A 26797-nucleotide genomic window follows, 5' to 3' on the forward strand; every position below is an offset into this window, starting at 1 on the left:
CACTACAAACAGCCTGTGCCAGCAACATATGGTGACTAGAAATGACTGTAATAATGTCACCATCTTGTCTTATGCACTTCTAAAATTTGTTATATTGATTAGAAACCAGAGCTTATAAAAACTAGCTAAACTCGAGAGATAGACACAATTGCGACGAAAAAATGTATAACCAATTCAACTTGTTAAGGTAAGAAAGCATTATTTCCAATCTATTAATTATTCATCTATTACCTATTATGACACAATATTCCCTATAGTTCAACTTTTTACTTGTTTTTATATTACACGGACTAAAAAGTTTTCAACAGTTGATTGCATGTGTTTTAATAAGTTTTAACCTTTCTTGGTTAGATAAAAAAAGAACCATACAGTTTAGAATCTGTATGGTTTTTGCCCCACTTTTGTCCCATTTTTAAATCATGACATTGAAAATACCTAAAATCACTTATATTTCAATATTTTTAATTGCTCTCAATATGAAAGTCCTTTCCAAATCCCTGTAGGGGGCATCTAAATCAACAGGAAAAAGCCTTGGAATCAAGGCTTTTTTGTGTAGTCTTAGCACTAAAAAACGATAGAAAAAACACCCCTTCTGAACTGCACCCCAAAAGTTAGACAGAAAAAACCTAACTTTTGTGGCGCAGTTCATTCGCGTCACATGAAGTTATTTAAGCATATCCTTCTCTTTCATTATCATTTTCTGTTATAATAAATTGTACTTCTAAAATAGAAAGGTCTTAAGATGACAACTCTTATTAAACATAAACGTGTAGAATTTTCAGAACTTTTTTATGACTTAGTTTTTGTTTTTGCAATTTCAAAAGTAACTACTTTAATTGAGCATCTTCATAACGGTATTTTGACTTGGAATTCTTTCCTTGATTTTTTCATGGCTGTTTTGGTTCTCACTGATTCATGGATGATTCAAACCGTTTATACCAATCGCTATGGAAAGAACTCTTTATTTAACATGGTAATCATGTTTATCAAAATGGGACTTTTACTCTTTATAGCCAATATGATGGGACCTGATTGGCAACAATATTTTCATTATCTTTGTTGGGCTGTTGGTACATTAACCTTTACCTTATTTTTACAATATTTGGTTGAATTTTTTAGAAAATCAACCGATAATGTTGAACGGGAAAGTATCAAAGGTTTTCTATGGATAACAGGTCTAGGAAGTTTAGGAGTCTATCTAGCAGCTCTTCTTCCTATTTACGTTGGAGTCTCTGTCTTATTTGCTAGTATTCTGCTAACATTTATTATGCCAAGTATCTTGCTTAATAAAGATAAGCATTACCAGGTAAATCTCCCCCATTTAATCGAGCGCATCTCCCTTCTTGTCATTATTATGTTTGGAGAGATGATTACGGAGCTAGCTAACTTCTTTACAATCGAGAATTTCTCGATTTATTCGGTTCTTTATTTCATTATTATGATTTCTCTGTTCTTGTTTTATTTTGGTCAATTCGACCATGCTATTGATGAAAAATCTAATCAAAAGTGGCTATTTCTAATTTACAGTCACTATCCTATTTTCATTGGGCTTATGATGATGACTGTATCGATGAGTTTTCTTCTGAATCCTGAAGCTAATCTTCTCTTTGCAACCAGCTTCTCTTATATCGGATTTGGCCTCTTTCAAGCTGCTGTCCTAGTAAATGGGCCCTATAACAAACACTATCTTCGCTATTCGAAAAGTTACTACTGTGTCCAAGCGACACTCTATCTGGCTGCCTTGATTCTCTCTTTAATCTTTGCTTCTAATCCTATAATAGTAGTGAGTATAACAACCATTTTAGCTCTAGCTATAGCCATTCATTTTATTTATTTTTATGTGACACAGAATAAAAAATATTCCAAATCTAACTGGGGGTTCTTTTAATGAGTTTATAACATAAAAAAGCTTTGGGAACCAAGGCTTTTTGTTGTTCTGAACTAAAAAATGACAGGATTGTTAGGATATTCTGAGTCTAATATAGATGAAATTCTTTTCTTATAAGAAAAAACGCTATCTAGCGTTTTTTGTTATTCTTAGTTACTCGTCCAATCGAATAAACATCATTGCGTTAAGCAAAGAGATGAGAGCGACTGTATTGACATTATTGGAATAGATCAGTCTCTTATTTTCAATAGGCGGAATAATAAAATTAGAAATAATGATGTCGTAAGGTGATTCTTTTAGAGCATCAAGTGATAACTCTAATTCACTCCAAACTTCCAGTTCAAAATTGTTACTGCAATAGTAAGAAAGTGTCTCAGCTACTGATTTTGCATGATACTGATCAAAATTACTCATGACCAAAACCTTTAATTTAGGTTGATTTTGTAAAAGATTTAACACCAAGTGTTTGCTATGAGTGATAAAAGTATAGGACAAATGATTGACCTTCATTGAATTACGATCCATATCCAAAGCCTCTAGATAGTGTTCAATCCCTTCCTTCACCTCTGAAACGAAGCGAGGGAAAATATTTTGAAAGTTCTTGATTGTATTGCCCTTTTGATCAAATAGGATAAACTCTGTCGATAATTCCTGGCGATGCAGATGTGCCGTATTATGCAGATGCCAAATCAGATTGTCCTTATTGTCTACTTGAAGATTATAGTCTCTTGATACCTGATCCACTAAATCTCCCAATAACTGATACGATTTTTTTACATAGCTGTCTGTTTTTGCATGGTTCAAGAATACTTCTTCATCTATGAAAAACATTTTTTGAAAATAGGATACAAACAGTTGACCTATCACTTCTTTATTCAGAGAGATACGATATTCAGAATCAAAGCTCGCTACAATCTCTTCGATGCCTTCTGCCTGCATGAAAGACTCTAACAATTGATTGTTAAAAGAATTTTTCTCAACTTCCATAAAATGACCAAACTTTATTCGGTATAAATTTGTTACGAGGAGTAACTTTAACATTCGTTGAGTGGCGAAATTGACAGGAAATGCAGTTTCTTTATAGACCAGTGCCAACAGTTTACACAAAGGTTCTACAGAAAAATCTTCAAAGGGCCATTCAAAGAAATAATATTTCTCTGAAAAATACTGGGCAAAAAAGTAACGGATATCGATTTCATTTCCAGTGATTCGAACTGGATTGAGGCTAACTTCAAAACGATATTGTTTCTTAATAATTTTATTAATGTGACGGATGATACGGTAAAGAGAGGAAGAACTGATATAAAACTCTTTGCAAATACTATCAGTATCACATCCTTCATTAAAGAAGATAAATTCTAAAATTGAAAAGTGGGTTGAATGCTTAAAAAAATGATGATAGACCATCTCAATATCACTATCATCAGTGTTAATGATACGTATGCCGTTTGTTGAGGAATGAAATATCAGGTCAGGAAAAGAAGATCTGACTTGGGACAAGTCATCTTTTACAGAACGTTCTGTACAGTGCAATAATTCTGCTAGTTCTGAAATATGAAACCAGCGTTTGTTTTCAAATAGTAATTCTAATAATTCTAATTGTCTGTGACTTTTTTTCGATAATAAATCTCTCATGAATAGCTTTTCTCTCTTTATAATAAACTAAAGGATTGTCTTTCAATCTTCATGCAATTATACCACATGGAATGCATTTATCCTCTTACAACGACTTTTGCTTGTCATAAAAAGACTAGTCTAATCCCTTAGAAGCCCAGTAGCACCAAGATTTTCTTATTTATTTGTATCTAAAGTACATGTTTACAGTACGGTTTTTAAGACGAACTATTATGTTTCCAAGTTGAGATAGTATATAATTAGTTCAATCAAAGAAATTGACTCTTTGATTTAGAAATAGAAAAGGAGGATACACTATGTTGTGGTCCATTATTGTAGGAGGTCTTATTGGTCTCATCGCAGGTGCAATCACTAAAAAAGGTGGTTCAATGGGATTGATTGCAAATATCTTTGCAGGTCTTATCGGTTCATCTGTAGGGCAATCACTTCTAGGTAGCTGGGGACCTTCATTGGCTGGAATGGCTATTATTCCGTCAATCGTAGGTGCAGTGATTGTTGTTGCAGTCGTTTCATTTCTATTTGGTAAAAAATAAGCATTACCTAATAAGAAATTCAAAGTGATAAGCCATAATTTTGAATACTGTAGACGGGTAAAATTATGGTTTAAAGCTTTTCATTTGAAAGGATTTAATATGTCAAAATCAAAGAAAATATTGTTACTTATTTTCTGTATTTTAATCTTGGCTATTTTCCTTCCTATTCTCATAGATTATCATCAGGTCAGTGATTTAGATATCCACTTATTCAGTTGGAGAGAACTCTACGCTGAATTTCTGATTGCTAGATATGTCTTTTGGGGGACACTTGTCCTATCTGTTTTAGTGTTAATTTCAATGCTAGTAATACTCTTCTATCCTAAACAATATTTAGAGATTCAATTAGAGACTCAAGAAGATACATTAAAACTAAAAAATTCAGCTATCGAAGGCTTTGTTCGATGTTTGGTCATTGATCATCAGTTAATCAAAGAACCAACAGTCCATGTAAATAGCCGCAAAAATAAATGTTTTGTTTATGTTGAGGGCAAAATTCTTCCTTCGGACAACATCTCAAATCGATGTCTTGTCATTCAGAATGAAATAACTCATGGATTAAAGCAGTTCTTTGGTATTGAACGTGAGGTAAAACTTGAAGTTAAAGTGAAAGAATTTGAACCTCCAAAAACGACCAAAAAGACTGTTAGTCGTGTAAAGTAAGGAAGTAAAAAATGGAATGGTTTAAAAAATACCAGTATCCAATTATTGCAGGTTTAGTAGGTGTCATTCTCGCTTGCTTTATCTTATCCTTTGGCTTTTTCAAAACACTATTTGTACTAATATGTGGAGCCCTAGGAGCATTTGCAGGATACTATGTTAAGGAAAAATATTTAAATAAATAAAGGAGTCTCGTATGTCAAACGTAGATAAAAATGTAGAAAAAAAAGATGTCGCTGTTGTTTCTCAAGATGTTAAAGGGGAACTCACTTATGAGGATAAAGTCATCCAAAAAATCATTGGTCTTTCACTTGAAAAAGTACCTGGACTTTTGGATGTGGATGGAGGATTCTTCTCTAATCTAACAGAAAAAATTATCAATACGGATAATGTCACTCATGGTGTCAATGTTGAAGTTGGGAAAGAACAAGTAGCAGTTGACTTGAACATTGTTGTTGAATACCAAAAGAATGTCCCTGCTTTGTACAAAGAAATCAAAGATGTTGTCGTATCACAAGTTACAAAAATGACTGATCTAGAAGTTGTTGAAGTCAATGTGAATGTTGTTGATATCAAAACGAAGGAACAGCATGAAGCAGATTCAGTTAGCCTCCAAGACCGAGTAACTGACGTGGCTTCTTCAACAGGAGAATTTGCTTCAGAACAATTTGAAAAAGTGAAATCTGGTATCGGTTCAGGTGTAGCTGCTGTTCAAGAAAAAGTAGGCGAAGGTGTTGAAGCCGTTAAAGGCGAAACAAAAGAAAATGCTCGCGTACACTAATTCATCTGATCAAAATTAATCAATTTAAAGGAGGCAGAATCATGTCAACAGAAGAAAAATTAAACCAAGCAAAAGGTTCCATTAAAGAAGGTGTCGGCAAAATGATCGGCGATGAAAAAATGGAAAAAGAAGGAACAGCTGAAAAAGTTGTTTCTAAAGTAAAAGAAGTTGCTGAAGATGCAAAAGACGCTGTCGAAGGCGCTATTGAAGGTGTTAAAAACATGCTTCACAAAGATGAAAAATAAGGCTAAACGTTAATTGACCTTTTCATTATAGTAGTCAAAAAGAGGACCGTAAATGTCCTCTTTTTTTGTAGATCGGATTCTAAACACGCTTCCCATTTTTCGTTAAAAGAGATTCTTAACAGAAAAGGCTATGGTTTCAGAGCTTTTTTGCTTACTTAAAATAATATCTGCCTTTTAAAGAAAGAAAATTTAAAAGCTTGTACACTACTAGACTGGCTTATTTATCCACCACCTGAGCCTCAAATTGGGCTGGTTGGTTGTCTACATTGGTAATGGTTATCGTGTAGGGCTTGTTATTGGTGGCATCAAACACTTTTTCACCTTGGTAACTCACAACAACTCCATCTTTTTCTAAATAAATATCTGCTTGCTTGTTTGGAAGTTCTTAATCCTCCTCGTCGAAACCATGGCTTTTTATAATTTTTTGTTCCTCTACTCCATAATATACATCACCATTTCTTTCACTCCAAACAGTTGAGCCAGTTAATTTTATTCTGCTTGAATCGTTTTTCTGCAAGATGAAGATTGAATAGTATTCCAAATCTTGTGTTCTGGGATTTACTCTTAAGTTGACGGATTGACCTGGTTGAAGAGTGTATTTGCCATAGTTCAAAACGGAAAAGACAAACCAAACTAGCAGCAAACTATACAACACTCCTATAATCATTCGTGAGCGCCTACTTTTAAACAAACGTAAAAGTAACAGTAAAGAGACGATAAAGAGCAATTCTGTAAACATTCTTTTCCCCTTTTTTCATCATCGTTGACATCCTGAACAGAGTCTCGCATCCATTTCTCACTAGTAACATCAACCATACAAAGTCTGATACATCTTATCTAGAAAATCTTTCAACTCTTTTCGAATAATCTTTAATAAGCGTTCTTCTTCGGCTTGATATATCGTCACACTTTCTTTATTTTGATTACTGATATGAGAATAGTAACTACGTTTTATGGTTAATTGATGATCTAAAATATAGTAGGCATTTATTTTTTCCTCATTTACCATTGTTTCAAATAAAACCGAGACTTCATCCCTGCCAGGATTCAACATTTTCAAATCAATGTCTCCTTTTATCCCTATGGAGTCAATTCCTCCATCCAAGCGAATGGCACCGTCGGGAGGAACAATATAGCCTGCTTTTCGCATGTCAGACGCATATTTCCCTGACGCCGTTAAATGTTTTAAGACGGCTATAGTGTCCTTTTCTTCAAAGGAGGTCTTTAATTGGAAGCGTTCTTGGTGGCTTTGATACTGAAAATAAAGAGTGATACCAACAACTAAGGCAAGTACAGAAGCGAGCAAGATTCGTATTTTTCTAGGTCTCGACATGTTTATCTCCTCTATCTTAGAAATCATAGAAGTCTTGTTTCTAACTTTGAAAGATAACTTCCTTATCCTTGAAAATCCTTGGGACTCTAATCCCCCGTGACTGTTATCTGCCCTTTTTCATGATGTATTTTCGTATAGGTACTTCAACCATTCGAACGATTTCAAATCCTTCTTTTTGGTAAAGCTTGTAAGCTGTTTGATTTGCCTCGTAGACATTTAGAGAAATAGTGTCTATGTCTTCATTTTCAAAGGCCAAACTAACAAATTTTCTTAAAGCCTGGCTACCTAAGCCTTGCCCCTGTTTCTGGGGGTTGATAAAAAATCTCCCGATATGAAGATTCCTGTCTTCTAGCCTGATTTTCTGGATAAGCCCCACAAACTCTTGTCCATCAAAGATTGAAAAGATTCCTTCCAAATCTTGTAAGACTTGAATTGTCAAGGGAAAAGGAATCATTGTTCCCATCCATTGTTCTTGAAAGGATTTGCCAAGGGAGTTGGACCATTGGCATACGTGCTGAGCATTTTCTGTGCTCACATTTTCTTCAAAACGAATCATCATCTTGACCTCACCATCTTATCTATGTTTCTCCATTATACTACTTCTCCTATTTTTTACGAATAGATAAGTATGATTGATCTTTATTTTTTTCTTGTCGGGAGCATTCTCGCTTCTTTCTTGGGTTTGGTCATTGACCGTTTTCCTGAGCAATCCATTATCCGACCAGCTAGTCACTGCGATTCCTGTCAGACTCGCTTGCGACCCTTAGATTTGATTCCTATCCTTTCGCAGGTCTTCAATCGCTTTCGCTGTCGCTACTGCAAGGCACACTATCCTTTCTGGTATGCCCTCTTTGAACTATGCTTAGGGCTTGTCTTTCTAGCTTGGTCTTGGGGCTGGATTTCCTTGGGTCAAGTCATCCTCATCACTGCTGGTTTGACCTTGGGCATCTACGACTTTCGCCATCAGGAATATCCCTTACTAGTCTGGATGACTTTCCACCTAATCCTCATGGCTTTCTGTAGTTGGAATCTGGTTATGGTCTTCTTCCTTATACTTGGAATCATGGCTCATTTTATCGATATCCGAATAGGCGCAGGGGATTTTCTCTTTCTGGCTTCTTGTGCTCTCGTTTTTAGTGTGACAGAATTACTCATCTTGATTCAGTTTGCTTCTGCGGCAGGAATTTTAGTCTTTCTCTCGCAAAAGAAAAAGGAAAGACTTCCTTTTGTGCCTTTCCTCTTACTTGCTGCGACTATAATAATTTTCTATCAGTTCTTATTAGTTTGTTGAATTGGGAACCCAAAGCTCAACTTCTGCATCCATGGGATTACCGTTTAAAAGTATTTCTAAGATAATTCCATCATTGTAAAGCGAGCTATATTCTCCCTCAAAAAAGTTATCCTCCAATTTATCAAACAAGAGTCTTGATTTATCACCACTGGCTGAGCTTACTAAATAATCTTTCTCTGGGACAAGAATGCTTTCGTAACCTGCCACAGCATTATTTGCCGCAACTCCTGCGTAGTATTGTATACCATCTTTATGAGGAACTATCAAAGCATAGCCTCTTTTATCTATGGAATGGGTCATCAATTTTCCTAGCATTCCTTCTTTAAATAACTGAGTATAGAATGCCGTTTTCTCTTTAGAATAGTGATGTTCATGAACTGTAGTTCCTTCTATCAAAATACTCTTGCCAACTAAGGTAAACGATGGTTTAGTTTGATGTTTCATTATATGAACTCCTTTCTTTATGGTATAATCATAACAAAAGTAATATGACAACTATCTGTCATATTTAAGGAGAGAATTATGAAAATCGACCGTCAAATGGGGATTATTTCTCATTTAGTAAATAAACGAAAAACAACAGCTAAAGAATTATCAGAACTTTTTAAAGTCAGCACACGAACTATTATGAGAGATATTGATGATTTATCTCTTGCAGGCATTCCTCTCTATGTAATGAAAGGAAAAAATGGAGGCATTTTTCTTATGGAAGACTTCCAAACTGACAAACCTCCCCTGACCCAATCCGAACAGCTTTCGATCGAATCTGGTTTAAAAAGCCGTTATCAAGTATTGGAAGATGCCTCTACTTTCAATGCTATATTGAAATTAAATGCTACCAATACATACTCTGATTTCGAAATTGATTTATCTCTATCTCAAGGGAACTTGGAAATACGAACTTTGATTTTTAAGTTATTGGAAGCTATCAGAGGTAGAGTAAAAATAAAATTTTCCTATATTAATTCACAAGGACTGGTGAGTCAAAAAAATTGTGAGCCTTACCGTATTGTCTATAAGGACCGGAGTTGGTATATGGATGCCTACGATACTGATAAAGCGCGTTTTTCTGTTTTTAAAGTTGCTAGAATTAGTGAACTTACTCTCTCCGATACTTTTTCAAAAAGACATTTTACACCACTTCCCTATGATGGTGGTGCTTGGATGAATGAAAACAAAGTACCTGTCATCCTGCATGTCCAGAAAATTGTTCTTGATCGATTTGTGGAACTCTTAGGCTATAATGCCATAAAACCTATTAATAGCGATATTTACGAGATTACTTATCCGTTATACGACAATGATTGGGGATACAATACCTTGCTTGCTTTTGGAAAATACATCACTGTTATATCTCCTAAGCATTTCCTGAAACATTTCACCAACTATATAGATACCATTCATAAGCAATACCCAAACTAATATTCAACTGTCATTCATGAACTTATACCCTCAAAAGAAAAAGGAAAGACTTCCTTTCGTGCCTTTCCTCTTACTTGCTGCTTGTGTGATTATTTTTGGTAAGCTACTGCTTGTTTGATAAAGTCCTCAATCGGCTCTCCTTGGTGGAGAGCTTTTACAATTTTCGAACCGACGATAACGCCATCTGATACCGCATTGAAGCGTTCTACGTCTTCTTGACTAGACACACCAAATCCTGTCAAGACTGGGATGTCAGCTACTTGATGCAATTGTGCCAGGTGCTTGTCCAAGTCTGCACGGTAATTTCCTGATTTCCCTGTTACCCCATTGATGGCAACGGCATAGACAAATCCCTCAGCTCCCTGGATTAACTCTTTTTGGCGCTCGAGTCCTGTGGTCAAACTAACTAGGGGAATCAAGGCGATATCTGTGTCTGCCAAAAAGGGCTCTACAAAGTTGGCATGCTCATGAGGCAGGTCTGGGATAATCAAGCCCTTAACTGCTGTATCTGCCAGATCTTTGACAAATTTCTCCACACCGTACTGAAAGAGGGGGTTGAAGTAGGTCATGATGACAAGCGGAACTTCTGTTTGAATGGTTTTCAAGGTTTCAACCAAAGCCTGGGTAGAAGTTCCATGAGCTAGACTGCGCAAGCCTGCTTCTTCGATTACAGGTCCATCTGCAACAGGGTCTGAAAAGGGAATACCCACTTCAATAGCAGAAACACCCAAATCTTCTAAAAAGTGGATTGTTTCACCAAGACCATCTAATCCTTTCTCATGGTCCCCAGCCATGATATAGGGAACGAAAATTCCTTTTCCTGCTGCTTTGATAGCGTTCAATTTTTCTGTTAGTGTCTTAGACATGGGCTTCTCCCTTCTTTGCTGCATCTGCTTCCAAGCGGTCTTTGACTTGAACCACATCCTTGTCCCCTCGTCCAGATAGGCAGACAATCATAGACTTGTCTGGTCCGAGGTCTTTGGCTAATTTCACTGCAAAGGCAATGGCATGGCTAGATTCCAAGGCTGGGATAATTCCTTCCACACGAGACAAGAGTTGGAATCCTTCCAAGGCTTCTTCGTCTGTCACAGGAACATAGCTGGCACGTTTAATATCGTGGTAGTGTGAATGTTCTGGACCGATACCAGGATAGTCCAAACCTGCTGAGATAGAGAAGGCTTCAAGAATTTGACCATGGGCATCTTGGAGCACATCCATGAGGGAACCGTGAAGAACACCTGGACGGCCCTTGGTCAAGGTAGCTGCGTGGTGCTCTGTATCCACACCAAGTCCTGCTGCTTCAGCCCCATACATGGCTACAGACTCATCTTCTACAAAGGGATGGAAGAGACCGATAGCATTAGAACCACCACCAACACAGGCTACTAGGGCATCTGGCAGATCTTGACCTGTCATATCGCGATACTGTTGTTTAGCTTCTCGACCAATGACACTTTGGAAATCACGAACAATTTCTGGGAATGGATGAGGCCCCAAGGCAGAACCAAGAATATAGTGGGTATCATCGATATTAGCTACCCATGAACGAAGGGCTGCATTGACCGCATCCTTGAGCACGCGCGAACCATCAGTCACAGCCTCAACCTTGGCTCCCAAAAGCTCCATACGGAAGACATTAAGGGCTTGGCGTTTAACATCTTCCTCACCCATGTAGATGGTACATTCCATGTTAAAGAGGGCTGCAGCTGTTGCAGTTGCCACACCGTGCTGACCAGCACCAGTTTCAGCGATAATTTTCTTTTTACCCATGCGTTTAGCCAGAAGAACCTGTCCCAAGGCATTATTAATCTTGTGAGCCCCTGTATGGTTGAGGTCTTCCCGTTTGAGGTAAATCTTGGCTCCTCCGATATGCTGGGTCAAGTTTTTTGCGTAGTAAAGGGGAGTTTCACGTCCTACATACTGGCGTAAGAGCTGGTTTAATTCCTCTTGGAAACTTGGGTCTGCCTGACTTTCACGGTAGGCTTTTTCCAACTCCAAAACTGCTGTCATCAATGTTTCTGGGACGAAACGTCCGCCGAATTTTCCGTAAAATCCATCTTTATTTGGTTCTTGATATGCCATGCTTTACCCTCTCTATAAATCTTCTAATCTTTTCATGATCTTTCTGTCCATCTGTCTCCACTCCACTCGATACATCTACTGCATAGGGAGTAAAGTGTTGAATTGCTTTTGCTACATTGTCTTCATTAAGCCCACCTGCGATGAAAAATGGCTGGGCTAGTCCAGACGTATCCAGTTGACCCCAGTCAAAGGTCTTACCACTCCCAGCCACAGGGGCATCAAAGAGGAGATAATCCGCCTGAGAATTAGGCACATGACCATTTCCATCCACCTGCACAGCCTGAATACTGGCACAAGATAAATCCTCAAACAAATCATCCGCTACCTGACCATGAACTTGAATCAAGTCCAAGCCAACTTTGTCAATCGCTTCTAGTAATTCTGCCCGACTTGGTGAAACAAATACACCAACCTTTTTAACGTTAACAGGAATGAGCTTTGCCAGCTCTGCAGCCTCTTCCAAGGTCACCTGTCTTTTACTAGGTGCAAAGACAAAACCGATATAGTCTGCCCCTGCTGATACGACTGTCTCTACCGCTTCTTTGTTCGACAATCCACAAATCTTAACCTTTGTCAATCTGCAACTCCTTGATTCTCTGGGCTACATCTTCTGCCTGCATGAGAGCTGTTCCCACCAAAATTCCGTTAAAGTATGGTGCAACGCGTTCCGCATCCTGCCCTGTGAAAATAGCAGATTCAGAAATGTAATAACGATCTTCCTTAAAGTGCTGGGCCAAGTCTACACTGGTCTGCAAGTCGACTTCAAAGGTGGTCAAGTTGCGGTTGTTAACCCCAATAATCTGGGCACCAAGTCTGTGGGCTACCTCTAGTTCAGCTAGATTGTGAGTCTCCACCAAGACTTCCAGACCAAGCTCTGTCGCGTAGTCATACAGTTCCTTGAGGCGTTCTTCTGACAAGGCAGCGACGATGAGCAAGATAACTGTCGCCCCTGCATTCCGAGCTCGGATGATTTGCTTTTCATCGATGATAAAGTCCTTGTTGAGCGTTGGAATGTTTACCTGACTGGAGATCTCACGTAAATAATCCAAATGCCCTTTAAAGAAAACTTCATCTGTCAAAACCGAAATCATCACTGCGCCGTTCGCTTCATAAGTCTGGGCCTGTTGCACAATATCCACATCGAGATTGATATCTCCCAGACTAGGGCTAGCTTTCTTGACTTCAGCGATTACCTGCAAACGGTCCTGGTGATTCTTCAAAAATGCTGCCAAGCGATAGGTCTGGCGCAAGGGATGGACTTCCTCCAGCTCCATCTGCTCGACCTCACGCGCCTTCTGCTCCAAAATTCGTGCTAAAAATTCCTGACTCATTTTTGGTACTCCTGTAACAGTCTGAGCTTTTCAAGGGCCTTGCCACTAGCAATTACTTGACGAGCCAAGGCAACTCCTTCCTTGATACTAGCTACCTTACCATTGGCATAGAAACCAAGACCAGCATTTAAAACTGTCGTTTCCAAGAATGGACTTGGTTCGTTTTGAAGAACGCTGAGCAAAATTTCTGCATTTTCCTGAGCATTGCCACCACGGATATCTTCGATAGCGTAGCGTTCCATCCCCAAATCTTCTGGAGTAAAGCTTGACAAGGTGATTTTGCCATTCTCAAGAAGGGCAATGCTGGTAGCTCCATTCAAACCAGCTTCATCCAAGCCTTCTGGTCCAGCAACCACGATGGCACGTTTACGACCCATATTTTTCAAAACCTGAGCAGTGCTTTCTAGAAGTTCTGGACGACTAATACCAAGCAACTGTGTTTCCAAGGCCATTGGGTGAATCAGTGGACCAGTCAAGTTCATGATCGTTGGAATTCCTAGTTCTAAACGAGCTGGCATGATGTATTTCATAGCTGGGTGCATATTTTTAGCAAAGAGAAAGACGATGCCAGTTTTATCAAAAACCTTACCTAGTTCAGCTGGTTTGAGGTCAAGATTGATGCCCAATGCTTGAAGGACATCTGCCGAACCCGATTTAGAAGAAATCGAACGGTTACCGTGCTTAGCCATGTGAATGCCACCACCAGCCAAGACAAAGGCCGCAGTTGTTGAAATGTTAAAGCTGAAAGACTTGTCCCCACCTGTACCACAGTTGTCCATTGCATCATGTATCTCAGTTGGAATGTGTTGGGCATGCCCTCTCATGACTTGTGCAATGGCTGTGCGCTCTTCCGGTGTTTCCCCCTTCATCTTAAGAGCTAAAAGGAGAGAAGCAATCTGCGCTTCGGTTACACGCCCAGTTACGATACGCTCAATGACGTCCGTCATTTCCACACCTGATAAATGTTCAAATTTTGCTAGTTTTTCAATAATCTCTTTCATCCTAGTTTCCTCACTTTACAACCTTCTCGATAAAATTCCGAATAGAAGACAAGCCATCTGGCGTTCCGATACTTTCTGGATGGTACTGGAAACCATAAATCGGCAGGCTTTTGTGTTGAATTCCCATAATAGCTTGATCATCAGTCGAACGAGCTGTCACTTCAAAGCCTTCTGGCATTTCTTCAATCAAAATACTGTGATAACGCATGACTGGACGACCATCCTCAATGCCTTGATAGAGAACAGATGGCGCTTCAAAGCTGATATGGCTCTGTTTCCCATGCATGACCTTGGGAGCCAAACCTAGCTTTCCACCAAAGACTTCTGCGATGGCTTGGTGGCCCAAACAAATCCCAAGAATCGGCTTCTTGCCAGCAAAGTCACGGATCATGTCTTCCATCTTTCCGGCATCCACTGGCCAACCAGGACCGGGAGAAAAGACCAGACCATCTGCTTTTTCAGCTTCTTCATACAGCTTGGAATCATCATTTCTCAAGACCTGCACTTCTGCAAAATTCCCAATGTACTGCGCCAAGTTATAGGTAAAAGAATCATAGTTGTCAATCAATAAAATCATGGTCTTAGTTCTCCAATTCTAGTCATAGATTTAGCCTTGTTAATGGTTTCTTGGTATTCGTTTTGGGAGATGGAGTCATAGACAATCCCTGCCCCAGCCTGCACATAGGCTGTTTGATCTTTGAGAATCATAGTTCGGATGGCAATGGCTAAATCCATATCACCCGTCGCAGACAAGTAGCCGATTGCTCCTGCGTATAGGCCTCGTTTTTCCGTTTCCAGTTCATAGATCCGTCTCATGGCCCGAATCTTTGGTGCTCCTGACACTGTTCCAGCTGGAAGTGTAGCTTTCAAGGCATCCATGGCAGTGAGGCCTGGAAGCAAACGTCCCTTGACCACGCTGGTCAAATGCATGACATAGCGGAAGAGCTCCACTTCCATATACTTGGTGACTTGAACACTGGCCGTTTCAGAGATGCGACCAATATCATTGCGTCCCAAATCTACTAACATCCGATGTTCTGCTGTTTCCTTCTCATCAGAAAGCAGGTCTGTCGCCAAGGCCTTATCCTCTTCATCCGTAGCTCCTCTTGGTCGCGTTCCCGCAATCGGATTAGTTGTCACAATGCCATTTTTGACAGAAACCAAACTTTCAGGACTAGCACCGATGATTTGATAATCCCCAAAATCATAGAAATAGAGGTAATTAGATGGATTGGTCACGCGGAGATTTCTGTAGAAGTCAAATGGATTTCCAGTAACTTCTGCTGAGAAACGCTGGCTGAGCACGCATTGGAACATATCACCATTACGAATCAAGTCACGAGAAGTTTCCACCATTTCCTCAAACTTCTGAGGAGCGATATGCGGTTTGAAGTTCAACGGAGATAGATCCAAATCTTCAAATTCATTTGGAGCAGGAATGCGTAATTCCTCAAGCACTTGGTTCAAGGCTTTTTCCAAATCTTCTTGACTGCGATCGCTATAAAGAGCATCCTCTATGACATGAATTTTTTCTTTCTTGTGGTCAAAGACCATATAACTCTCATAGACAAAGAAATGCATGTCTGGCGTTCCAATGGTATCCTCAGGGATTTGGCCAATTTCTTCATAAAGAGAAATCATATCGTAACCGACAAAGCCAATAGCTCCCCCACCAAAAGGGAGATCTGAATGGTGTTGGCTCTTATGAGTCACTTCATAAAGGAAATCCAAGGGATCCCGATCAATCACTTGCCCATTTTGATAGAGGACCCCATTTTCAAACTGAATCTCAAAAACTGGATTATAGGCTAGGATAGAAAAACGAGCGGTTTCCTTGTCTCTCGGAATGCTCTCTAGGATAACCTTGTGTTGCCCCTTTAGGCGCATATAAGCCAAGATTGGTGATAAGACATCTCCATGAATGATTCGTTCCATTGTAATTTCCCTTTCAGTTTCTTATTTTTAATTTTTTGTCTTTTTTCTATTTCCCTTAAATAGTGCGGACGGGAGGTAAAATTATCCAGTGGATGATTTTAGAAAACCATAAAATGAAAGACCTAATTTTCGAGCTCCTCGCTCATTCATTTCTAGGCTCAAGCTAAAATAGTTCCCCGAACTATTTTACTCTCAAAAATTCCGTTCTAGAGAAGCATCTTTGCTTCTCTAGAATACCACTATGGCGGGAAATAGCGTTTCAATGCTCACTTCGTTTGCAAATATTTTATAGAAATCTATCTATTGATGAAGCATAATTTAAAACTGATGACCATATCTACGATAAATATATAAAAATCCCCACGCAAAATAACTTGCGTGAGGACGAAATTCGCGGTGCCACCTCAATTATAGGATTTCTCCTATCTCTCATTCCTGTCTCAGAACTTTCCTGTAACAGGCTGTGCGATAAAGGGCACTCCCTTGAGAATTATGTTTTCTTCTCTCGTTTCAGATGGACCCAACCTTACAGCTTTCTCTGCTTGTTTCCAGCAACCACAAGCTCTCTGGGAAAGAAAGTACTGTAATTTTTCCATCTCTTATTTCTTAGCTTCTAGGTAGTCTGCAATCGCAGCTACGTCCTTGTCTCCACGACCAGAGACATTGATGATGATAATGTCATCTTTACTTAGTTTCGGTGCACGTTTAACCGCTTCTGCGATGGCGTGCGAACTTTCAATCGCTGGGATAATCCCTTCTGTCTTACTAAGAAGGAGCAAGGCTTGAACAGCTTCTTCGTCTGTCGCTGCCACATATTCCACGCGACCTGAATCTTTAAAGTAGGCGTGTTCTGGGCCAACCCCTGGATAGTCCAAACCAGCTGAGATAGAGTAAACTGGGGCCAGCTCTCCATCTTCCTTAAAGACTGCATAGGTCTTCATACCGTCGACAATTCCGATACTACCTTTTGTCATAGTAGCTGCGTGCTTGTCTGTATCCAGTCCGTGACCGGCAGCTTCTACTCCTACCAATTTGACTTCTTCATCAGCCACATACTGTGAAAAAGCACCGATAGCATTAGAACCACCACCTACACAGGCAATGACGTAGTCTGGTAAACGGCCTTCTTTTTCTAAGATTTGACGACGAGATTCTTCACTGATGACCTTTTGGAATTCATGAACAATTGTAGGATAAGGATGAGGTCCTACAGCAGATCCCAAAACGTAGAAGGCTTCAAGGTCATTCATCCATGCTCCAAAGGCTGCATCAACCGCATCCTTAAGAGTTCGTGTCCCCGTTTCAACTGCGTGAACAGTCGCTCCCATCATCTCCATACGGAAGACATTGAGTCGTTGACGCTCCACATCTTCTGCCCCCATGTAGACATCACAGGCCATACCAAACTTAGCTGCAGCTGCTGCTGTCGCAACACCGTGCTGACCAGCTCCTGTTTCTGCGATCACTCGTTTTTTGCCCATACGTTTGGCAAGAAGAATTTGTCCTAAAACATTGTTGAGCTTGTGAGAACCAAGGTGGTTAAGATCTTCGCGCTTGAGATAAATCTTAGCGCCACCTAAGTGATCTGTCAAACTTTCCGCAAAATAAAGCGGTGTTTCACGACCTGAATAATCCTTCAAGTAATGGCGAAATTCTGCCAAAAACTCTGGATCATCCTTGTATTTGTCAAATGTCATTTCCAACTCATCCAACAAAGCCTGAATCGGCTCCGGTACAAAACTACCACCAAATTGTCCAAAATAACCTTTAGTTGTCATAAATTTTTCCTCTTTCCATATTAATTCGGCTTTTTGTTTGCTTTTAGTAGTAGGCAAGGAGCTGCAGATAGAACTCAAGTTCATCAAAGCGACTTAACGCCCTAATAAAAGATAAACAAAATGACCGAAAGAAAAAAGCCCACACACAGAATCTACTTCCGTGTGAGGGCGTTGGTAACGCGGTGCCACCTCAATTATAAAGGGACTATTCCCCTTTACATCTCTGCCTTGTCTAACAACAAGTTGCACTGTAAGGTGTGCGCACCGAATTTTCATTGTTTCAAATTCATTTTTAAAATCAGCCCACTTTCACTACTTCCAACCACCTGTTCACAATCACCACAGGCTCCCTGAAGATCAAAAATAGTTACTTTTCTGATTTGTTGAGAATATTATATGCTATTGTCCGCTTTTTGTCAAGATTTTTTATTATTTTTTTCCAGAACCGAGGATTTCTTCAGAAATTCTCACTAAAGTCTGAACGATGTAATCAACTTCTTCATCGCTTAATTTTGTATGAAGAGGAAGCGTAATTTCATTTTCAAAGAAGGCATAGGCTCTTGGATAATCTGCCATATCAAAACCAAGATTCTTATAGGCTGTCAAGAGTGGAAGCGGTTTGTAGTGAACGTTACTTGCAATTCCAGCTTTGGCCAATTCTTGGATGATGAGGTTGCGTTCTTCTAAACTTGCTCCTTCTACATGGGTGATATAGAGGTGGCGTGAAGATTCGACACTATCAGTCTTGTGTGCCAGTGGGTGAATACGAGTACCCGCAAAACCACGATCATAACGGTCCACGATTTCCTTACGACGTTGTAGCAAACTTGGGTAACGATCCAATTGTACTAGACCAAGGGAAGCCATAATATCTGTCATGTTGCACTTGTAGGCAGGGGTTACGATATCGTATTCCCATGAGCCCAGTTGCATCTTGGCAAGAGCATCTTTGGTTTGACCATGAAGGGAAAGGATTTGGAATTCCTTGTACATTTCTTCGTCGTCAATCGCTGGATTGGCTTTCCAAGTCGCACTTCCTCCCTCAGCTGTTGTAAAGTTCTTAACAGCATGGAAAGAGAAGGAAGTGAAGTCAGCGATAGAACCAGCTGGTTGTCCTTTGTAAGTAGATCCCAAAGCATGGGCACTATCAGAGACAATTACGATACGGTTAAAGGCTTTTTGCCACTTGCTAGCAGCTGTAAAGAGGTCCCGTTTCTTCTCCACCACTTGGAGCAAACGATCATAGTCGCAAACAATCCCTGCAAGCTCAACCGGAATAATCACCTTAGTCTTTTCAGTGATGGCTTGCTCAAGCAAGTCATAGTCCATCTCAAACGTATCTGCTTGAATATCCACCATGACAGGTGTCGCTCCTACGTGTGTGATAACACTACATGAAGCTGTATAAGTCATAGCTGGAACGATGACTTCATCCCCAGGTCCCACTTCCAAAACACGCAAAATCAACTCAAGAGCGGCTGTCGCAGAGTTGAGGCAGACAGTCTTAGGTGTCTGTGTGTATTGAGACAAGCGGCGCTCCAGTTCTTTTGTCTTCGGACCTGTTGTGATCCAACCAGAACGAAGGGTATCCGCTACTTCAGCAATTTCAGCTTCGGTAATATCGGGAGGTGAAAATGGAATATTGTAATTTGGCATTGATTTGCTCCTTTTATCTGTACTCATTTTCTCATGACTACTTTATTTTAGTACTTCAAACACGGTTTGAAACATGATTTTGATGTCTCCAAGGAAACTAAACTCTCGGAGATAGGCGAGATTATAGCGCATCTTTTCAGGAAGGACATGTTCGACATAGGCCTGGTCAACCGACAGACCTTTCTCTGTCATCTGACTGATGATGGTGTCCTCATCCTTGTAGTTGATACTGGCTGGAGAGGTGATTCCTGCTGGCAAGAGCAAGGTCGCCATCATTTCAGGACTATACTGCTCTGTGTAACGTGGCACTTCAGGACGGGTCCCTACAAAGGACATTTCGCCTTTAAGGACATTGACCAGCTGAGGTAGTTCGTCCAAACGCACACGGCGGATGAAATTTCCAACCTTGGTAATGCGACTATCGTTAGCAGAAGTCACCAGACTTCCTTTTTTATCCGCATCCGTTACCATAGTACGGAACTTCCAAATCTTGAACCGACGATTATACTGGGTCACGCGCTCTTGCTTGTAAATGACAGGTCCCTTGCTATCCAACTTGATCCAAATGCTCAAGACAAGAAAGACGGGAGAGGTCAAAAGTAGCAAAAACAGGGCCAGAACCCAGTCCAGGCAACGCTTGAAAACCAGCGAACCTTTCCTTTTAGAGACAAGCTGGTAGTAAGACTTAACCTCGCTTGATTGCATTTCCACGGGTAGGTCTTCCCATTTCAGCATGCTGTTTCTCCTTTGTTTTTATTATACTATTTGTCAACATTTTTCATTATACCACAAAATGGAAAAGGCGGTGCAAGAAATCTGTGATTTGAAGAATTTCCTTCTGGTGCTCAATGAAAATCAAAGTACAGCTTTGAGGTTGCAGATAAAGCTGACATGGTTTGAAGAGATTTTCAAAGAGTATTAGGACATGGCCCCAGCCTGCAAGCTATACATTTTGTGATAGGTTCCTCCCAAGGCCAAGAGTTCCTCATGGGTTCCACTCTCGATGATACGCCCCTTGTCCAAGACGTAGATGCAGTTGGCGTCTTGGATGGTCGAAAGGCGATGAGCAATAGCAATGGTCGTCCGACCCTGTCTCATCTTAGCTAGGGAATCTTGAACCAAACTTTCTGTTTCAGAGTCAATATTGGCTGTCGCTTCATCCAAAATCAGGATTTTAGGCTGACTGGCGACAGTTCTAGCAAAGGCAAGAAGCTGGCGTTGGCCAGTAGAAAAGCTCGAACCACGCTCAGAAACAGGTGCATCATAACCCTGCGGAAGGTCCTGAATAAAGGAATCTGCATCGACAAAGGCAGCTGCAGCCTGGACCTGATCATCACTAAGATCTTGGTACATGGCGATATTGGACTTGATAGTCCCGTGATAGAGGAAGGGATCCTGTAAGACCAAACCGATGTTTTTTCTCAGCTCTTCCTGACTGTAGTTCCTGATATCCACATCATCCAAGAGAACGTGGCCTGACTGAAATTCATAAAAACGCATGAGGACATTGATAATCGAAGATTTCCCCGAACCTGTATGACCTACAAAGGCAATGGTTTCGCCCTTGTTAACTGAAAAGGAAATATCATCCAGAATCGGATGTTTGCCATCATATGAGAAACACACATGTTCAAAACGGATATTGCCTTCTTGGACTTTGGCTGGTCCATCTTCTTGAAGAGGCTCATAGGTCGTTTCGTCAATCAAGGCAAAGACACGGCCTGCAGACACCATGGACGTTTGAAGGGTTGAAAAGTTTTGCGTCACCTCAATCAAGGGATCAAAAAGGCGGTTGATATACTGGATGAAGGCATACATGGTTCCGGCCGTTATCCCGATAGAAAGACCACGGTAACCAAAGTAAGCCATCAAAACGGCATATCCTAGCAGTTTCAGCAAACTCATGGCAGGGCGCAAGAAGAGGGCATCCAAGGCTACAGAACGGTTGGCATAGGCCAAGTGTTCTTGGTTGATTTCATCAAATTCTGCCTGCAGGCGCTTCTCTTGATTAAAGGCCTGGATAATCCTGATTCCCTCGATATTCTCTGCCAACTTACTATTGATATCTGACAAGAGACTTCTGGTTTTTTCGATGATTTTCACTGACTTTTTCCGATAGAGATTGACCAAAAGGAAAATCAAGGGAAGAAAGAGCAGGACTAAAGCTGTCAAACGAAAATCCAGAACCAACATGGTATAAAGGGTTGTCAGAAAGATGAAAACTGCTGAAATAAAGCTGGATAAAATCCCTGAAAACATATCACTGATGGTCTCGGTATCATTGGTCAAACGAGAAACGATGGAGCCTGCTGGCGTCTTGTCAAAATAAGACATGCCAAGTTTCTCCATATTGGCAAAGGCATCCCGACGAATATCTCTTACAATACTATAAGACACCCGCGCAAAGAGAAGATTTCCGACATACTGGACCAGAGTTTGTAGGAGATAAAGACCATAGTAGACCAGCAAAACGGCCACAGCAATTTGGTTAAGATTGCTGAGATACTGGTCGATAAAGTGGGAGGCCACAAGGGGAATGACACTTTTAATGACCGTCGTCGCGAGGAGAAAACTGAGTGCCAAAAAGGTCAGGAGTCCATAAGGCTTGAGATAGGACATCAAGCGCTTCAATACAGTCCATTGTTCTTGTTTATTCTGCATCTTCTTCTCCTTTCATTTCCAACTGCTGAGACTGGTAGGTTTGGGCATACCAGCCATCTAAAGCTAGCAAGTCATCGTGCGTGCCCCGTTCGATAATTCGGCCATTTTGCAGGACTAAAATCAAATCTGCATGGACAACTGCACTGAGGCGATGGGCTGTGATAATGGTTGTCTTATCCTTCCGCGTCTCCTTGAGATTGTCAATAATCGCATACTCCGTCTTAGCATCCACGGCTGATAAGGAATCATCTAGAATCAAGATATCAGGGTCTAGAATCATAGCCCGACTCATTGCCAGACGCTGCTTTTGCCCACCAGATAGACTGACCCCTTTTTCACCGATAACTGTATCAAATCCCTGAGGCATGTCTACAATATCTTGGTAAACTTGAGCTAGTTTAGTCGCTTCCTCGACCGCTGAAAGGGGCAAATTAGGATTGCCGAAGCGGATATTGTCTAAGATAGAGGTCGCAAAGAGGAACTGGTCCTGAGGGACATATCCCATAAGACTGCGAAGGTCTGTCAGACGATAATCCCGAATATCGTGACCGTTTAGATAAATAGCTCCCTTATCCACATCGTATTCACGCAAGAGGAGCTTAATCAAGGACGTTTTCCCAGAGCCTGTCTGTCCAACCAAGCCCAGAGTTTGCCCTTTTTCTAAACTAAAGTGAATATCCGTCAGTGTCTCCTCATTTTCAAAGGCAAAGCTGTCAATGGCATACTCCAAGCGCCCTTTTTCAATACCATCTAAAGGAAACTCAGGGTCTTTTACAGGTGATTCCTGAGACAAAAGATCCTCAATCCGTTGGTAAGAAACCTTCCCTCGCTGAGTAATATTAAAGAGAAAGCCAATGGCCATAAGAGGCCAAACCAACATATCTAAGTAGCTGATAAAGGTAACCAGATTCCCAACGGTGATTTGCCCTTTCTGAACCATCAAAGAGCCGACCAAAAGAGTTAAGACATAGGACGAGCCAACAAACAAGAGAACCATGGGGTCAAAGAGACTATCGTATTTCATGGTTTGGAGATTCTTTTGGAAGGTCAATTCATTGACTGCTTGAAAGGACTCAAGCTCATCCGCCTGATAACCGAAAGACTTGGTCACTTTAATACCTGATACAGACTCCTGCACCTTGTTATTGAGTTCAGAGAAAGCAGCCTGTGATTCGCCAAAAGCCTTGTGGGTCTTTCTCCCTAGACGACTGGTCGCATAAGCCATGAAAGGCAGGGGCAGAATGGCAACCAAGGTCATCTGCCATGAGATGCTAAAAAGCATGGTCAGCAAAGTCACCAGTGCCGTGATGGAAGCATCCACCGCAGACATAACACCACCACCTGCTAAACGGGTTAAGGCGTTGATATCATTGGTGGCATGTGCCATCAGATCCCCCGTCCGATAGGTCTGATAAAAGGCTGGCGACATTTTTGTGAAATGCTCAAACAAGCGAGATCGCATAATCTGCCCCAGACGGTAGGAGGTGCCAAGGATATACATGCGCCAAACATAGCGTAGATAGTACATACCCAAAGCTGCAAGAAGCAGATAAAGGAGGTTCAAAAGCAGGTTCTGCTGGCTTAATTGTCCCCCAGTGATGGCGTCAATCACCCGCCCCATAACCATGGGGGGAATAAGATTAAGGACGGAAACCAAGACCAGGGCCACAATTCCGACTAGATAACGGCGCTTTTCTAATTTGAAAAACCACCAGAGTTTTTGAATAATGGACATAAAATCCCTTTCTGATTGCAAATGGAAACCTGAGGCAAGGACCTCAGGTTTTTCTTATTCATAGGTTACGACTGTTACGACACCCTTGTCGTACTCAGCGATAAAGATATTGGCCACATTGTCATATCCTTGTTTGCTGAGGTTATCAAGCAGCCACTCTTCGCTACGACCAATCGATTCCAAAACATCAACTTGGATCACACCGTCAGTCACAACTGGATACTTAGGATTTTCATCTCCTATTTGGACCACGATGAGTTGGCCATTTTGCTCCTGCACAGCGCATTTGACCTGTTTCATCTGGAAAATCCCTTGGCTACGAAGTTTGAGAGCAACTTCTGCTGCAGACAAACCAACTGAACGACAGGCTTCTGGGTCAATCTGCCCATTTTTGATAAGGAGAGTTGGTTTTCCATCAATCAAGCGTTTGACAAAACGAACATTGTTATTGAGCCACTTGAGGGTCAAGACCAAAATCGTCCACATCATCAAAATCACTGCGTACTGCAGAATGCTGATTGAACTATTGTAAATCACCCCACCGATGATACCACCAAGAACATAGTTCTGAATTTGGTCTATTGCTGAGTTAGGCGCTAGGTTGCCCTTTCCTGTCACATTAATCACGAAAACCAGAGAAAAGAGTCCCAAGGCTAGTTTGATTAAAATTTCGATATAATTGAGTGTCATTTGTTCACCTCCACCAGTTCAATTGCATCTGTTTTATACAATTCGACTTTCTCTAAGAGATACTTGTCTGGCTCACTTCCGTTTAGGGCACGATAATAGCGATCTCCCACCTTGAGGAGTGCTCCATCCGTGTCTGCAGAAGTATTGACATAAACTTCCGACTTGTCAACTCCCAAATCTTTGGAAACAAGCTCGATGAAATGAAGTGAAGCCTGAAATTTATTGTTAGAAACTTGATTGTTTTGATAAGTCGTGATGCTGACCAAAAGGAGAGCTAATAAGGTTAAGGCTGAAATCATGACCAACTCACGAAATTTGGTCCCCTTTTTATCATGATAAGCCTTGAAGGCCAAAAATCCTGTCACAGCTAATAAAACAATCCCTAAACCAAGCATGATGCCATTTTGCTGACCGATTTGGCTGAGGACATAGTCATAAGAATAGAATTTCATGTATTTTCACTCCCTTTCATAAAATCATTCTTAATTATAAACGAAAGAGGGTGATTTTTCAAACCATACGTTGGGGAAATGCGCCTTTTTTTGGTATAATAAAATCTATAATCTGAATGAAAAAGGTAACTTTATGAAACTCATCTCATGGAATATTGATTCCCTCAATGCTGCCCTAACTAGTGACTCAACTCGTGCCAAATTGTCCCAAGAAGTACTACAAACCTTGGTCGCTGAAAATGCTGATATCATCGCTATCCAAGAAACCAAGCTTTCTGCCAAGGGTCCTACAAAAAAACATCTGGAAGTTCTCGAAGAACTCTTTCCAGGGTATGAAAATACTTGGCGTTCTTCCCAAGAACCTGCCCGCAAAGGCTATGCTGGAACCATGTTCCTCTATAAAAAAGAGCTGACACCAACCATAACTTTCCCAGAAATCGGCGCTCCATCAACCATGGATGTCGAAGGTCGCATCATTACGCTGGAATTTGACGACTTCTTCGTCACTCAGGTCTATACACCTAATGCTGGTGATGGACTCAAACGCTTGGATGATCGTCAAGTCTGGGACGCTAAATACGCTGAATACTTGGCAACACTAGATCAACAAAAACCAGTCCTTGCGACGGGTGACTACAACGTAGCCCACAAGGAAATCGACCTTGCAAATCCTGCCAGCAATCACCGTTCACCTGGATTTACAGACGAGGAACGTGCTGGGTTTACCAACCTTTTGGCAACTGGATTTACCGACACCTTCCGCCACATTCACGGTGATGTCCCTGAGCGTTACACGTGGTGGGCACAGCGCAGCAAGACTTCTAAAATCAACAATACAGGCTGGAGAATCGACTACTGGCTCACTAGCAACCGCGTGGCTGACAAGGTGACCAAGTCTGACATGATTAACTCAGGTGCTCGTCAAGACCACACGCCGATTGTCATGGAGATTGAACTCTAAGGAGAAAACAAATGGACTATCAAGCTGTCATTCCTGAATTTGTAGTATCTGACCTCGAAAAGTCACGCCACTTCTACTGCGACTTGCTGGGATTTTCTATCGAATACGAGCGTCCAGAGGAGAAATTTCTCTTCCTCTCGCTTGAAGACTGCCAACTTATGCTAGAAGAAGGCAGCACAGAAGAATTAGCCCAACTAACCTATCCTTTCGGGCGCGGTGTCAATATTTCCTTTGGCATTGAAGATGTCCCTCAGCTCCACCAAAAACTGCTGGAAGCTGACTATCCTATCCATCGTCCGCTGACCAAGAGAACATTTCGTGTTGGGGATCATTACATCTATCCTCATGAATTTGCAGTCTTGGATCCCGATGGCTATTTTTTAAGATTTAGCGAATAGAAGAACAAAAGGCTACAATACTTTCTAGCGTTGCAGCCTTTTATTCGTTCGCTTTTATGATCTATTTACTAACAAAATATTTGATTTATAAAGTTAATTGGTGTAAAATAAAAACATTGGCAGCAGCCTGTTTAAAATTGAATATCATTTTACTTGTTTATGTCGTGAATTGGCACGACGTTTCTACAAGGTGCCGGAACACCTAACAATGAGTATGTCAGCTGAAGGTATGGTTTTGGCCATACCTATTTTGAGGACTTACTTAGGGGATTAAGTAGGTCCTTTTTCTATTACATAGTAGAAACTCTAGACAAGCAAATGAAGCATCT

General features: G+C 40.9%; 28 protein-coding genes, 2 pseudogenes, 1 riboswitch and 2 other annotated features. Of the genes and pseudogenes, 11 read left to right on the plus strand and 19 right to left on the minus strand.

Annotation, left to right across the window (positions count from 1 at the left end):
* The first annotated feature begins 742 nt into the window (after positions 1-742).
* Positions 743-1888 (plus strand): low temperature requirement protein A, encoded by a 1146-nt coding sequence (locus ACORHV_RS07010; RefSeq protein WP_434397927.1) that lies wholly within the window; start codon positions 743-745, stop codon positions 1886-1888.
* Between the two features lie 153 nt (positions 1889-2041).
* On the opposite strand, the gene ACORHV_RS07015 is transcribed toward ACORHV_RS07010, so the two are convergent.
* Complete coding sequence (locus tag ACORHV_RS07015) at positions 2042-3523, minus strand: M protein trans-acting positive regulator PRD domain-containing protein (RefSeq protein ID WP_434397929.1); 1482 nt, start codon at positions 3521-3523, stop codon at positions 2042-2044.
* Between the two features lie 296 nt (positions 3524-3819).
* Between ACORHV_RS07015 and ACORHV_RS07020 the strand changes: the two genes are divergently transcribed.
* The 5 genes from ACORHV_RS07020 (at position 3820) to ACORHV_RS07040 (ending at position 5742) form a co-directional block, all read left to right on the plus strand.
* Positions 3820-4056: a GlsB/YeaQ/YmgE family stress response membrane protein gene (locus ACORHV_RS07020; protein WP_000964741.1), complete on the plus strand. Its 237-nt coding sequence runs from the start codon at positions 3820-3822 to the stop codon at positions 4054-4056.
* A gap of 99 nt (positions 4057-4155) precedes the next feature.
* A complete protein-coding gene (amaP, locus tag ACORHV_RS07025; RefSeq protein WP_000045614.1) occupies positions 4156-4719 on the plus strand; it encodes an alkaline shock response membrane anchor protein AmaP in 564 nt (187 codons plus the stop codon).
* Positions 4720-4730: 11 nt separating this feature from the next.
* Positions 4731-4901: a DUF2273 domain-containing protein gene (locus ACORHV_RS07030; RefSeq protein ID WP_000454669.1), complete on the plus strand. Its 171-nt coding sequence runs from the start codon at positions 4731-4733 to the stop codon at positions 4899-4901.
* An 11-nt stretch (positions 4902-4912) separates the two neighbouring features.
* Entirely contained in the window at positions 4913-5497 is a 585-nt protein-coding gene (locus ACORHV_RS07035) for an Asp23/Gls24 family envelope stress response protein (RefSeq protein ID WP_000072932.1), read from the plus strand.
* Positions 5498-5538: 41 nt separating this feature from the next.
* Complete coding sequence (locus tag ACORHV_RS07040) at positions 5539-5742, plus strand: CsbD family protein (RefSeq protein WP_000102421.1); 204 nt, start codon at positions 5539-5541, stop codon at positions 5740-5742.
* Between the two features lie 217 nt (positions 5743-5959).
* Here the strand turns inward: ACORHV_RS07040 and ACORHV_RS07045 are convergent.
* The 3 genes and pseudogenes from ACORHV_RS07045 to ACORHV_RS07055 form a co-directional block, all read right to left on the minus strand.
* Positions 5960-6481: pseudogene (locus ACORHV_RS07045) on the minus strand (hypothetical protein).
* Positions 6482-6550: 69 nt separating this feature from the next.
* A complete protein-coding gene (locus ACORHV_RS07050; protein ID WP_434397932.1) occupies positions 6551-7075 on the minus strand; it encodes a thiol-disulfide isomerase in 525 nt (174 codons plus the stop codon).
* Positions 7076-7178: 103 nt separating this feature from the next.
* Positions 7179-7634, minus strand: coding sequence for a GNAT family N-acetyltransferase (locus ACORHV_RS07055; protein WP_434397934.1), 456 nt, complete (start codon positions 7632-7634; stop codon positions 7179-7181).
* Positions 7635-7703: 69 nt separating this feature from the next.
* Here ACORHV_RS07055 and ACORHV_RS07060 point away from each other — a divergent pair, with 69 nt between their 5' ends.
* Entirely contained in the window at positions 7704-8366 is a 663-nt protein-coding gene (locus ACORHV_RS07060; RefSeq protein WP_434397936.1) for a prepilin peptidase, read from the plus strand.
* Here the strand turns inward: ACORHV_RS07060 and ACORHV_RS07065 are convergent.
* A complete protein-coding gene (locus tag ACORHV_RS07065) occupies positions 8355-8810 on the minus strand; it encodes an effector binding domain-containing protein (protein WP_000682685.1) in 456 nt (151 codons plus the stop codon). The two genes, ACORHV_RS07060 and ACORHV_RS07065, sit on opposite strands and share 12 nt — an antisense overlap.
* 78 nt (positions 8811-8888) lie before the next feature.
* On the opposite strand from ACORHV_RS07065, the gene ACORHV_RS07070 reads away from it, so the two are divergent.
* Entirely contained in the window at positions 8889-9788 is a 900-nt protein-coding gene (locus ACORHV_RS07070) for a helix-turn-helix transcriptional regulator (protein WP_000687276.1), read from the plus strand.
* A gap of 31 nt (positions 9789-9819) precedes the next feature.
* Positions 9820-9906 (plus strand): annotated as a pseudogene (locus tag ACORHV_RS07075) (prepilin peptidase); the annotation flags it as partial.
* Here the strand turns inward: ACORHV_RS07075 and trpA are convergent.
* The 14 genes from trpA to ACORHV_RS07145 form a co-directional block, all read right to left on the minus strand.
* A complete protein-coding gene (gene trpA / locus ACORHV_RS07080; RefSeq protein WP_000047739.1) occupies positions 9878-10654 on the minus strand; it encodes a tryptophan synthase subunit alpha in 777 nt (258 codons plus the stop codon). The pseudogene ACORHV_RS07075 and the gene trpA overlap by 29 nt on opposite strands.
* A complete protein-coding gene (gene trpB, locus ACORHV_RS07085; protein WP_434397939.1) occupies positions 10647-11870 on the minus strand; it encodes a tryptophan synthase subunit beta in 1224 nt (407 codons plus the stop codon). The genes trpA and trpB (ACORHV_RS07085) overlap by 8 nt, the downstream gene beginning before the upstream one ends.
* Positions 11848-12447: a phosphoribosylanthranilate isomerase gene (locus ACORHV_RS07090; protein WP_000169870.1), complete on the minus strand. Its 600-nt coding sequence runs from the start codon at positions 12445-12447 to the stop codon at positions 11848-11850. The genes trpB (ACORHV_RS07085) and ACORHV_RS07090 overlap by 23 nt, the downstream gene beginning before the upstream one ends.
* Positions 12434-13201 (minus strand): indole-3-glycerol phosphate synthase TrpC, encoded by a 768-nt coding sequence (gene trpC, locus ACORHV_RS07095; protein ID WP_000076527.1) that lies wholly within the window; start codon positions 13199-13201, stop codon positions 12434-12436. The genes ACORHV_RS07090 and trpC overlap by 14 nt, the downstream gene beginning before the upstream one ends.
* Positions 13198-14202: an anthranilate phosphoribosyltransferase gene (gene trpD / locus ACORHV_RS07100; protein ID WP_000658672.1), complete on the minus strand. Its 1005-nt coding sequence runs from the start codon at positions 14200-14202 to the stop codon at positions 13198-13200. The genes trpC and trpD overlap by 4 nt, the downstream gene beginning before the upstream one ends.
* A 10-nt stretch (positions 14203-14212) precedes the next feature.
* Positions 14213-14779: an aminodeoxychorismate/anthranilate synthase component II gene (locus ACORHV_RS07105; RefSeq protein ID WP_000601924.1), complete on the minus strand. Its 567-nt coding sequence runs from the start codon at positions 14777-14779 to the stop codon at positions 14213-14215.
* Positions 14776-16137 carry an anthranilate synthase component I gene (gene trpE / locus ACORHV_RS07110; RefSeq protein ID WP_000439662.1) on the minus strand — a complete coding sequence of 454 codons (1362 nt, stop codon included), beginning with the start codon at positions 16135-16137 and terminating at the stop codon, positions 14776-14778. Before trpE ends, ACORHV_RS07105 begins: the two co-directional genes overlap by 4 nt.
* Before the next feature lie 377 nt (positions 16138-16514).
* Positions 16515-16740: a binding site (T-box leader), on the minus strand.
* The gene (gene trpB / locus ACORHV_RS07115; protein WP_261039297.1) at positions 16737-17915 is read right to left on the minus strand and encodes a tryptophan synthase subunit beta; all 1179 of its coding nucleotides are present in this window, start codon (positions 17913-17915) and stop codon (positions 16737-16739) included. It overlaps the preceding feature by 4 nt.
* A gap of 161 nt (positions 17916-18076) precedes the next feature.
* Positions 18077-18302 (minus strand) — a binding site (T-box leader).
* Positions 18303-18344: 42 nt separating this feature from the next.
* Entirely contained in the window at positions 18345-19571 is a 1227-nt protein-coding gene (locus ACORHV_RS07120; protein WP_434397943.1) for a DegT/DnrJ/EryC1/StrS family aminotransferase, read from the minus strand.
* Positions 19572-19613: 42 nt separating this feature from the next.
* Entirely contained in the window at positions 19614-20306 is a 693-nt protein-coding gene (locus ACORHV_RS07125) for a sugar transferase (protein ID WP_000922231.1), read from the minus strand.
* Positions 20307-20489: 183 nt separating this feature from the next.
* Positions 20490-22232, minus strand: a complete 1743-nt coding sequence (locus tag ACORHV_RS07130) for an ABC transporter ATP-binding protein (RefSeq protein ID WP_180833476.1) — start codon at positions 22230-22232, stop codon at positions 20490-20492.
* Positions 22222-23967 (minus strand): ABC transporter ATP-binding protein, encoded by a 1746-nt coding sequence (locus ACORHV_RS07135; protein WP_434397946.1) that lies wholly within the window; start codon positions 23965-23967, stop codon positions 22222-22224. The genes ACORHV_RS07130 and ACORHV_RS07135 overlap by 11 nt, the downstream gene beginning before the upstream one ends.
* A gap of 54 nt (positions 23968-24021) precedes the next feature.
* A complete protein-coding gene (locus ACORHV_RS07140; RefSeq protein WP_434397948.1) occupies positions 24022-24657 on the minus strand; it encodes a DUF421 domain-containing protein in 636 nt (211 codons plus the stop codon).
* A complete protein-coding gene (locus ACORHV_RS07145) occupies positions 24654-25109 on the minus strand; it encodes a DUF3290 family protein (RefSeq protein WP_096406184.1) in 456 nt (151 codons plus the stop codon). The genes ACORHV_RS07140 and ACORHV_RS07145 overlap by 4 nt, the downstream gene beginning before the upstream one ends.
* 133 nt (positions 25110-25242) lie before the next feature.
* Between ACORHV_RS07145 and ACORHV_RS07150 the strand changes: the two genes are divergently transcribed.
* Together ACORHV_RS07150 and ACORHV_RS07155 are read left to right on the plus strand one after the other, a co-directional pair.
* Positions 25243-26070, plus strand: coding sequence for an exodeoxyribonuclease III (locus tag ACORHV_RS07150; RefSeq protein WP_434397951.1), 828 nt, complete (start codon positions 25243-25245; stop codon positions 26068-26070).
* An 11-nt stretch (positions 26071-26081) separates the two neighbouring features.
* Positions 26082-26468: a bleomycin resistance protein gene (locus ACORHV_RS07155; protein WP_000386228.1), complete on the plus strand. Its 387-nt coding sequence runs from the start codon at positions 26082-26084 to the stop codon at positions 26466-26468.
* A 133-nt stretch (positions 26469-26601) separates the two neighbouring features.
* Positions 26602-26697, plus strand: a riboswitch (purine riboswitch).
* Positions 26698-26797: the final 100 nt, after the last annotated feature.

The sequence above is a fragment of the Streptococcus sp. KHUD_016 genome (genome assembly GCF_051106465.1).
GTDB lineage: Bacteria > Bacillota > Bacilli > Lactobacillales > Streptococcaceae > Streptococcus.

Bases quoted from the DNA above. Each gene is read 5' to 3' on its own strand.
- ACORHV_RS07145 (WP_096406184.1), bottom strand. From the start codon at position 25,109: ATGAAATTCTATTCTTATGACTATGTCCTCAGCCAAATCGGTCAGCAA.
- ACORHV_RS07130 (WP_180833476.1), bottom strand. From the start codon at position 22,232: ATGCAGAATAAACAAGAACAATGGACTGTATTGAAGCGCTTGATGTCC.
- ACORHV_RS07015 (WP_434397929.1), bottom strand. From the start codon at position 3,523: ATGAGAGATTTATTATCGAAAAAAAGTCACAGACAATTAGAATTATTA.
- ACORHV_RS07060 (WP_434397936.1), top strand. From the start codon at position 7,704: ATGATTGATCTTTATTTTTTTCTTGTCGGGAGCATTCTCGCTTCTTTC.
- ACORHV_RS07125 (WP_000922231.1), bottom strand. From the start codon at position 20,306: ATGCTGAAATGGGAAGACCTACCCGTGGAAATGCAATCAAGCGAGGTT.
- trpB (WP_261039297.1), bottom strand. From the start codon at position 17,915: ATGACAACTAAAGGTTATTTTGGACAATTTGGTGGTAGTTTTGTACCG.
- ACORHV_RS07050 (WP_434397932.1), bottom strand. From the start codon at position 7,075: ATGTCGAGACCTAGAAAAATACGAATCTTGCTCGCTTCTGTACTTGCC.
- ACORHV_RS07070 (WP_000687276.1), top strand. From the start codon at position 8,889: ATGAAAATCGACCGTCAAATGGGGATTATTTCTCATTTAGTAAATAAA.
- ACORHV_RS07035 (WP_000072932.1), top strand. From the start codon at position 4,913: ATGTCAAACGTAGATAAAAATGTAGAAAAAAAAGATGTCGCTGTTGTT.
- ACORHV_RS07010 (WP_434397927.1), top strand. From the start codon at position 743: ATGACAACTCTTATTAAACATAAACGTGTAGAATTTTCAGAACTTTTT.
- ACORHV_RS07105 (WP_000601924.1), bottom strand. From the start codon at position 14,779: ATGATTTTATTGATTGACAACTATGATTCTTTTACCTATAACTTGGCG.
- ACORHV_RS07120 (WP_434397943.1), bottom strand. From the start codon at position 19,571: ATGCCAAATTACAATATTCCATTTTCACCTCCCGATATTACCGAAGCT.
- ACORHV_RS07140 (WP_434397948.1), bottom strand. From the start codon at position 24,657: ATGACACTCAATTATATCGAAATTTTAATCAAACTAGCCTTGGGACTC.
- ACORHV_RS07040 (WP_000102421.1), top strand. From the start codon at position 5,539: ATGTCAACAGAAGAAAAATTAAACCAAGCAAAAGGTTCCATTAAAGAA.
- trpE (WP_000439662.1), bottom strand. From the start codon at position 16,137: ATGGAACGAATCATTCATGGAGATGTCTTATCACCAATCTTGGCTTAT.
- ACORHV_RS07135 (WP_434397946.1), bottom strand. From the start codon at position 23,967: ATGTCCATTATTCAAAAACTCTGGTGGTTTTTCAAATTAGAAAAGCGC.
- trpD (WP_000658672.1), bottom strand. From the start codon at position 14,202: ATGAAAGAGATTATTGAAAAACTAGCAAAATTTGAACATTTATCAGGT.
- ACORHV_RS07155 (WP_000386228.1), top strand. From the start codon at position 26,082: ATGGACTATCAAGCTGTCATTCCTGAATTTGTAGTATCTGACCTCGAA.
- trpC (WP_000076527.1), bottom strand. From the start codon at position 13,201: ATGAGTCAGGAATTTTTAGCACGAATTTTGGAGCAGAAGGCGCGTGAG.
- ACORHV_RS07030 (WP_000454669.1), top strand. From the start codon at position 4,731: ATGGAATGGTTTAAAAAATACCAGTATCCAATTATTGCAGGTTTAGTA.
- ACORHV_RS07150 (WP_434397951.1), top strand. From the start codon at position 25,243: ATGAAACTCATCTCATGGAATATTGATTCCCTCAATGCTGCCCTAACT.
- trpA (WP_000047739.1), bottom strand. From the start codon at position 10,654: ATGTCTAAGACACTAACAGAAAAATTGAACGCTATCAAAGCAGCAGGA.
- ACORHV_RS07020 (WP_000964741.1), top strand. From the start codon at position 3,820: ATGTTGTGGTCCATTATTGTAGGAGGTCTTATTGGTCTCATCGCAGGT.
- amaP (WP_000045614.1), top strand. From the start codon at position 4,156: ATGTCAAAATCAAAGAAAATATTGTTACTTATTTTCTGTATTTTAATC.
- ACORHV_RS07055 (WP_434397934.1), bottom strand. From the start codon at position 7,634: ATGATGATTCGTTTTGAAGAAAATGTGAGCACAGAAAATGCTCAGCAC.
- ACORHV_RS07065 (WP_000682685.1), bottom strand. From the start codon at position 8,810: ATGAAACATCAAACTAAACCATCGTTTACCTTAGTTGGCAAGAGTATT.
- trpB (WP_434397939.1), bottom strand. From the start codon at position 11,870: ATGGCATATCAAGAACCAAATAAAGATGGATTTTACGGAAAATTCGGC.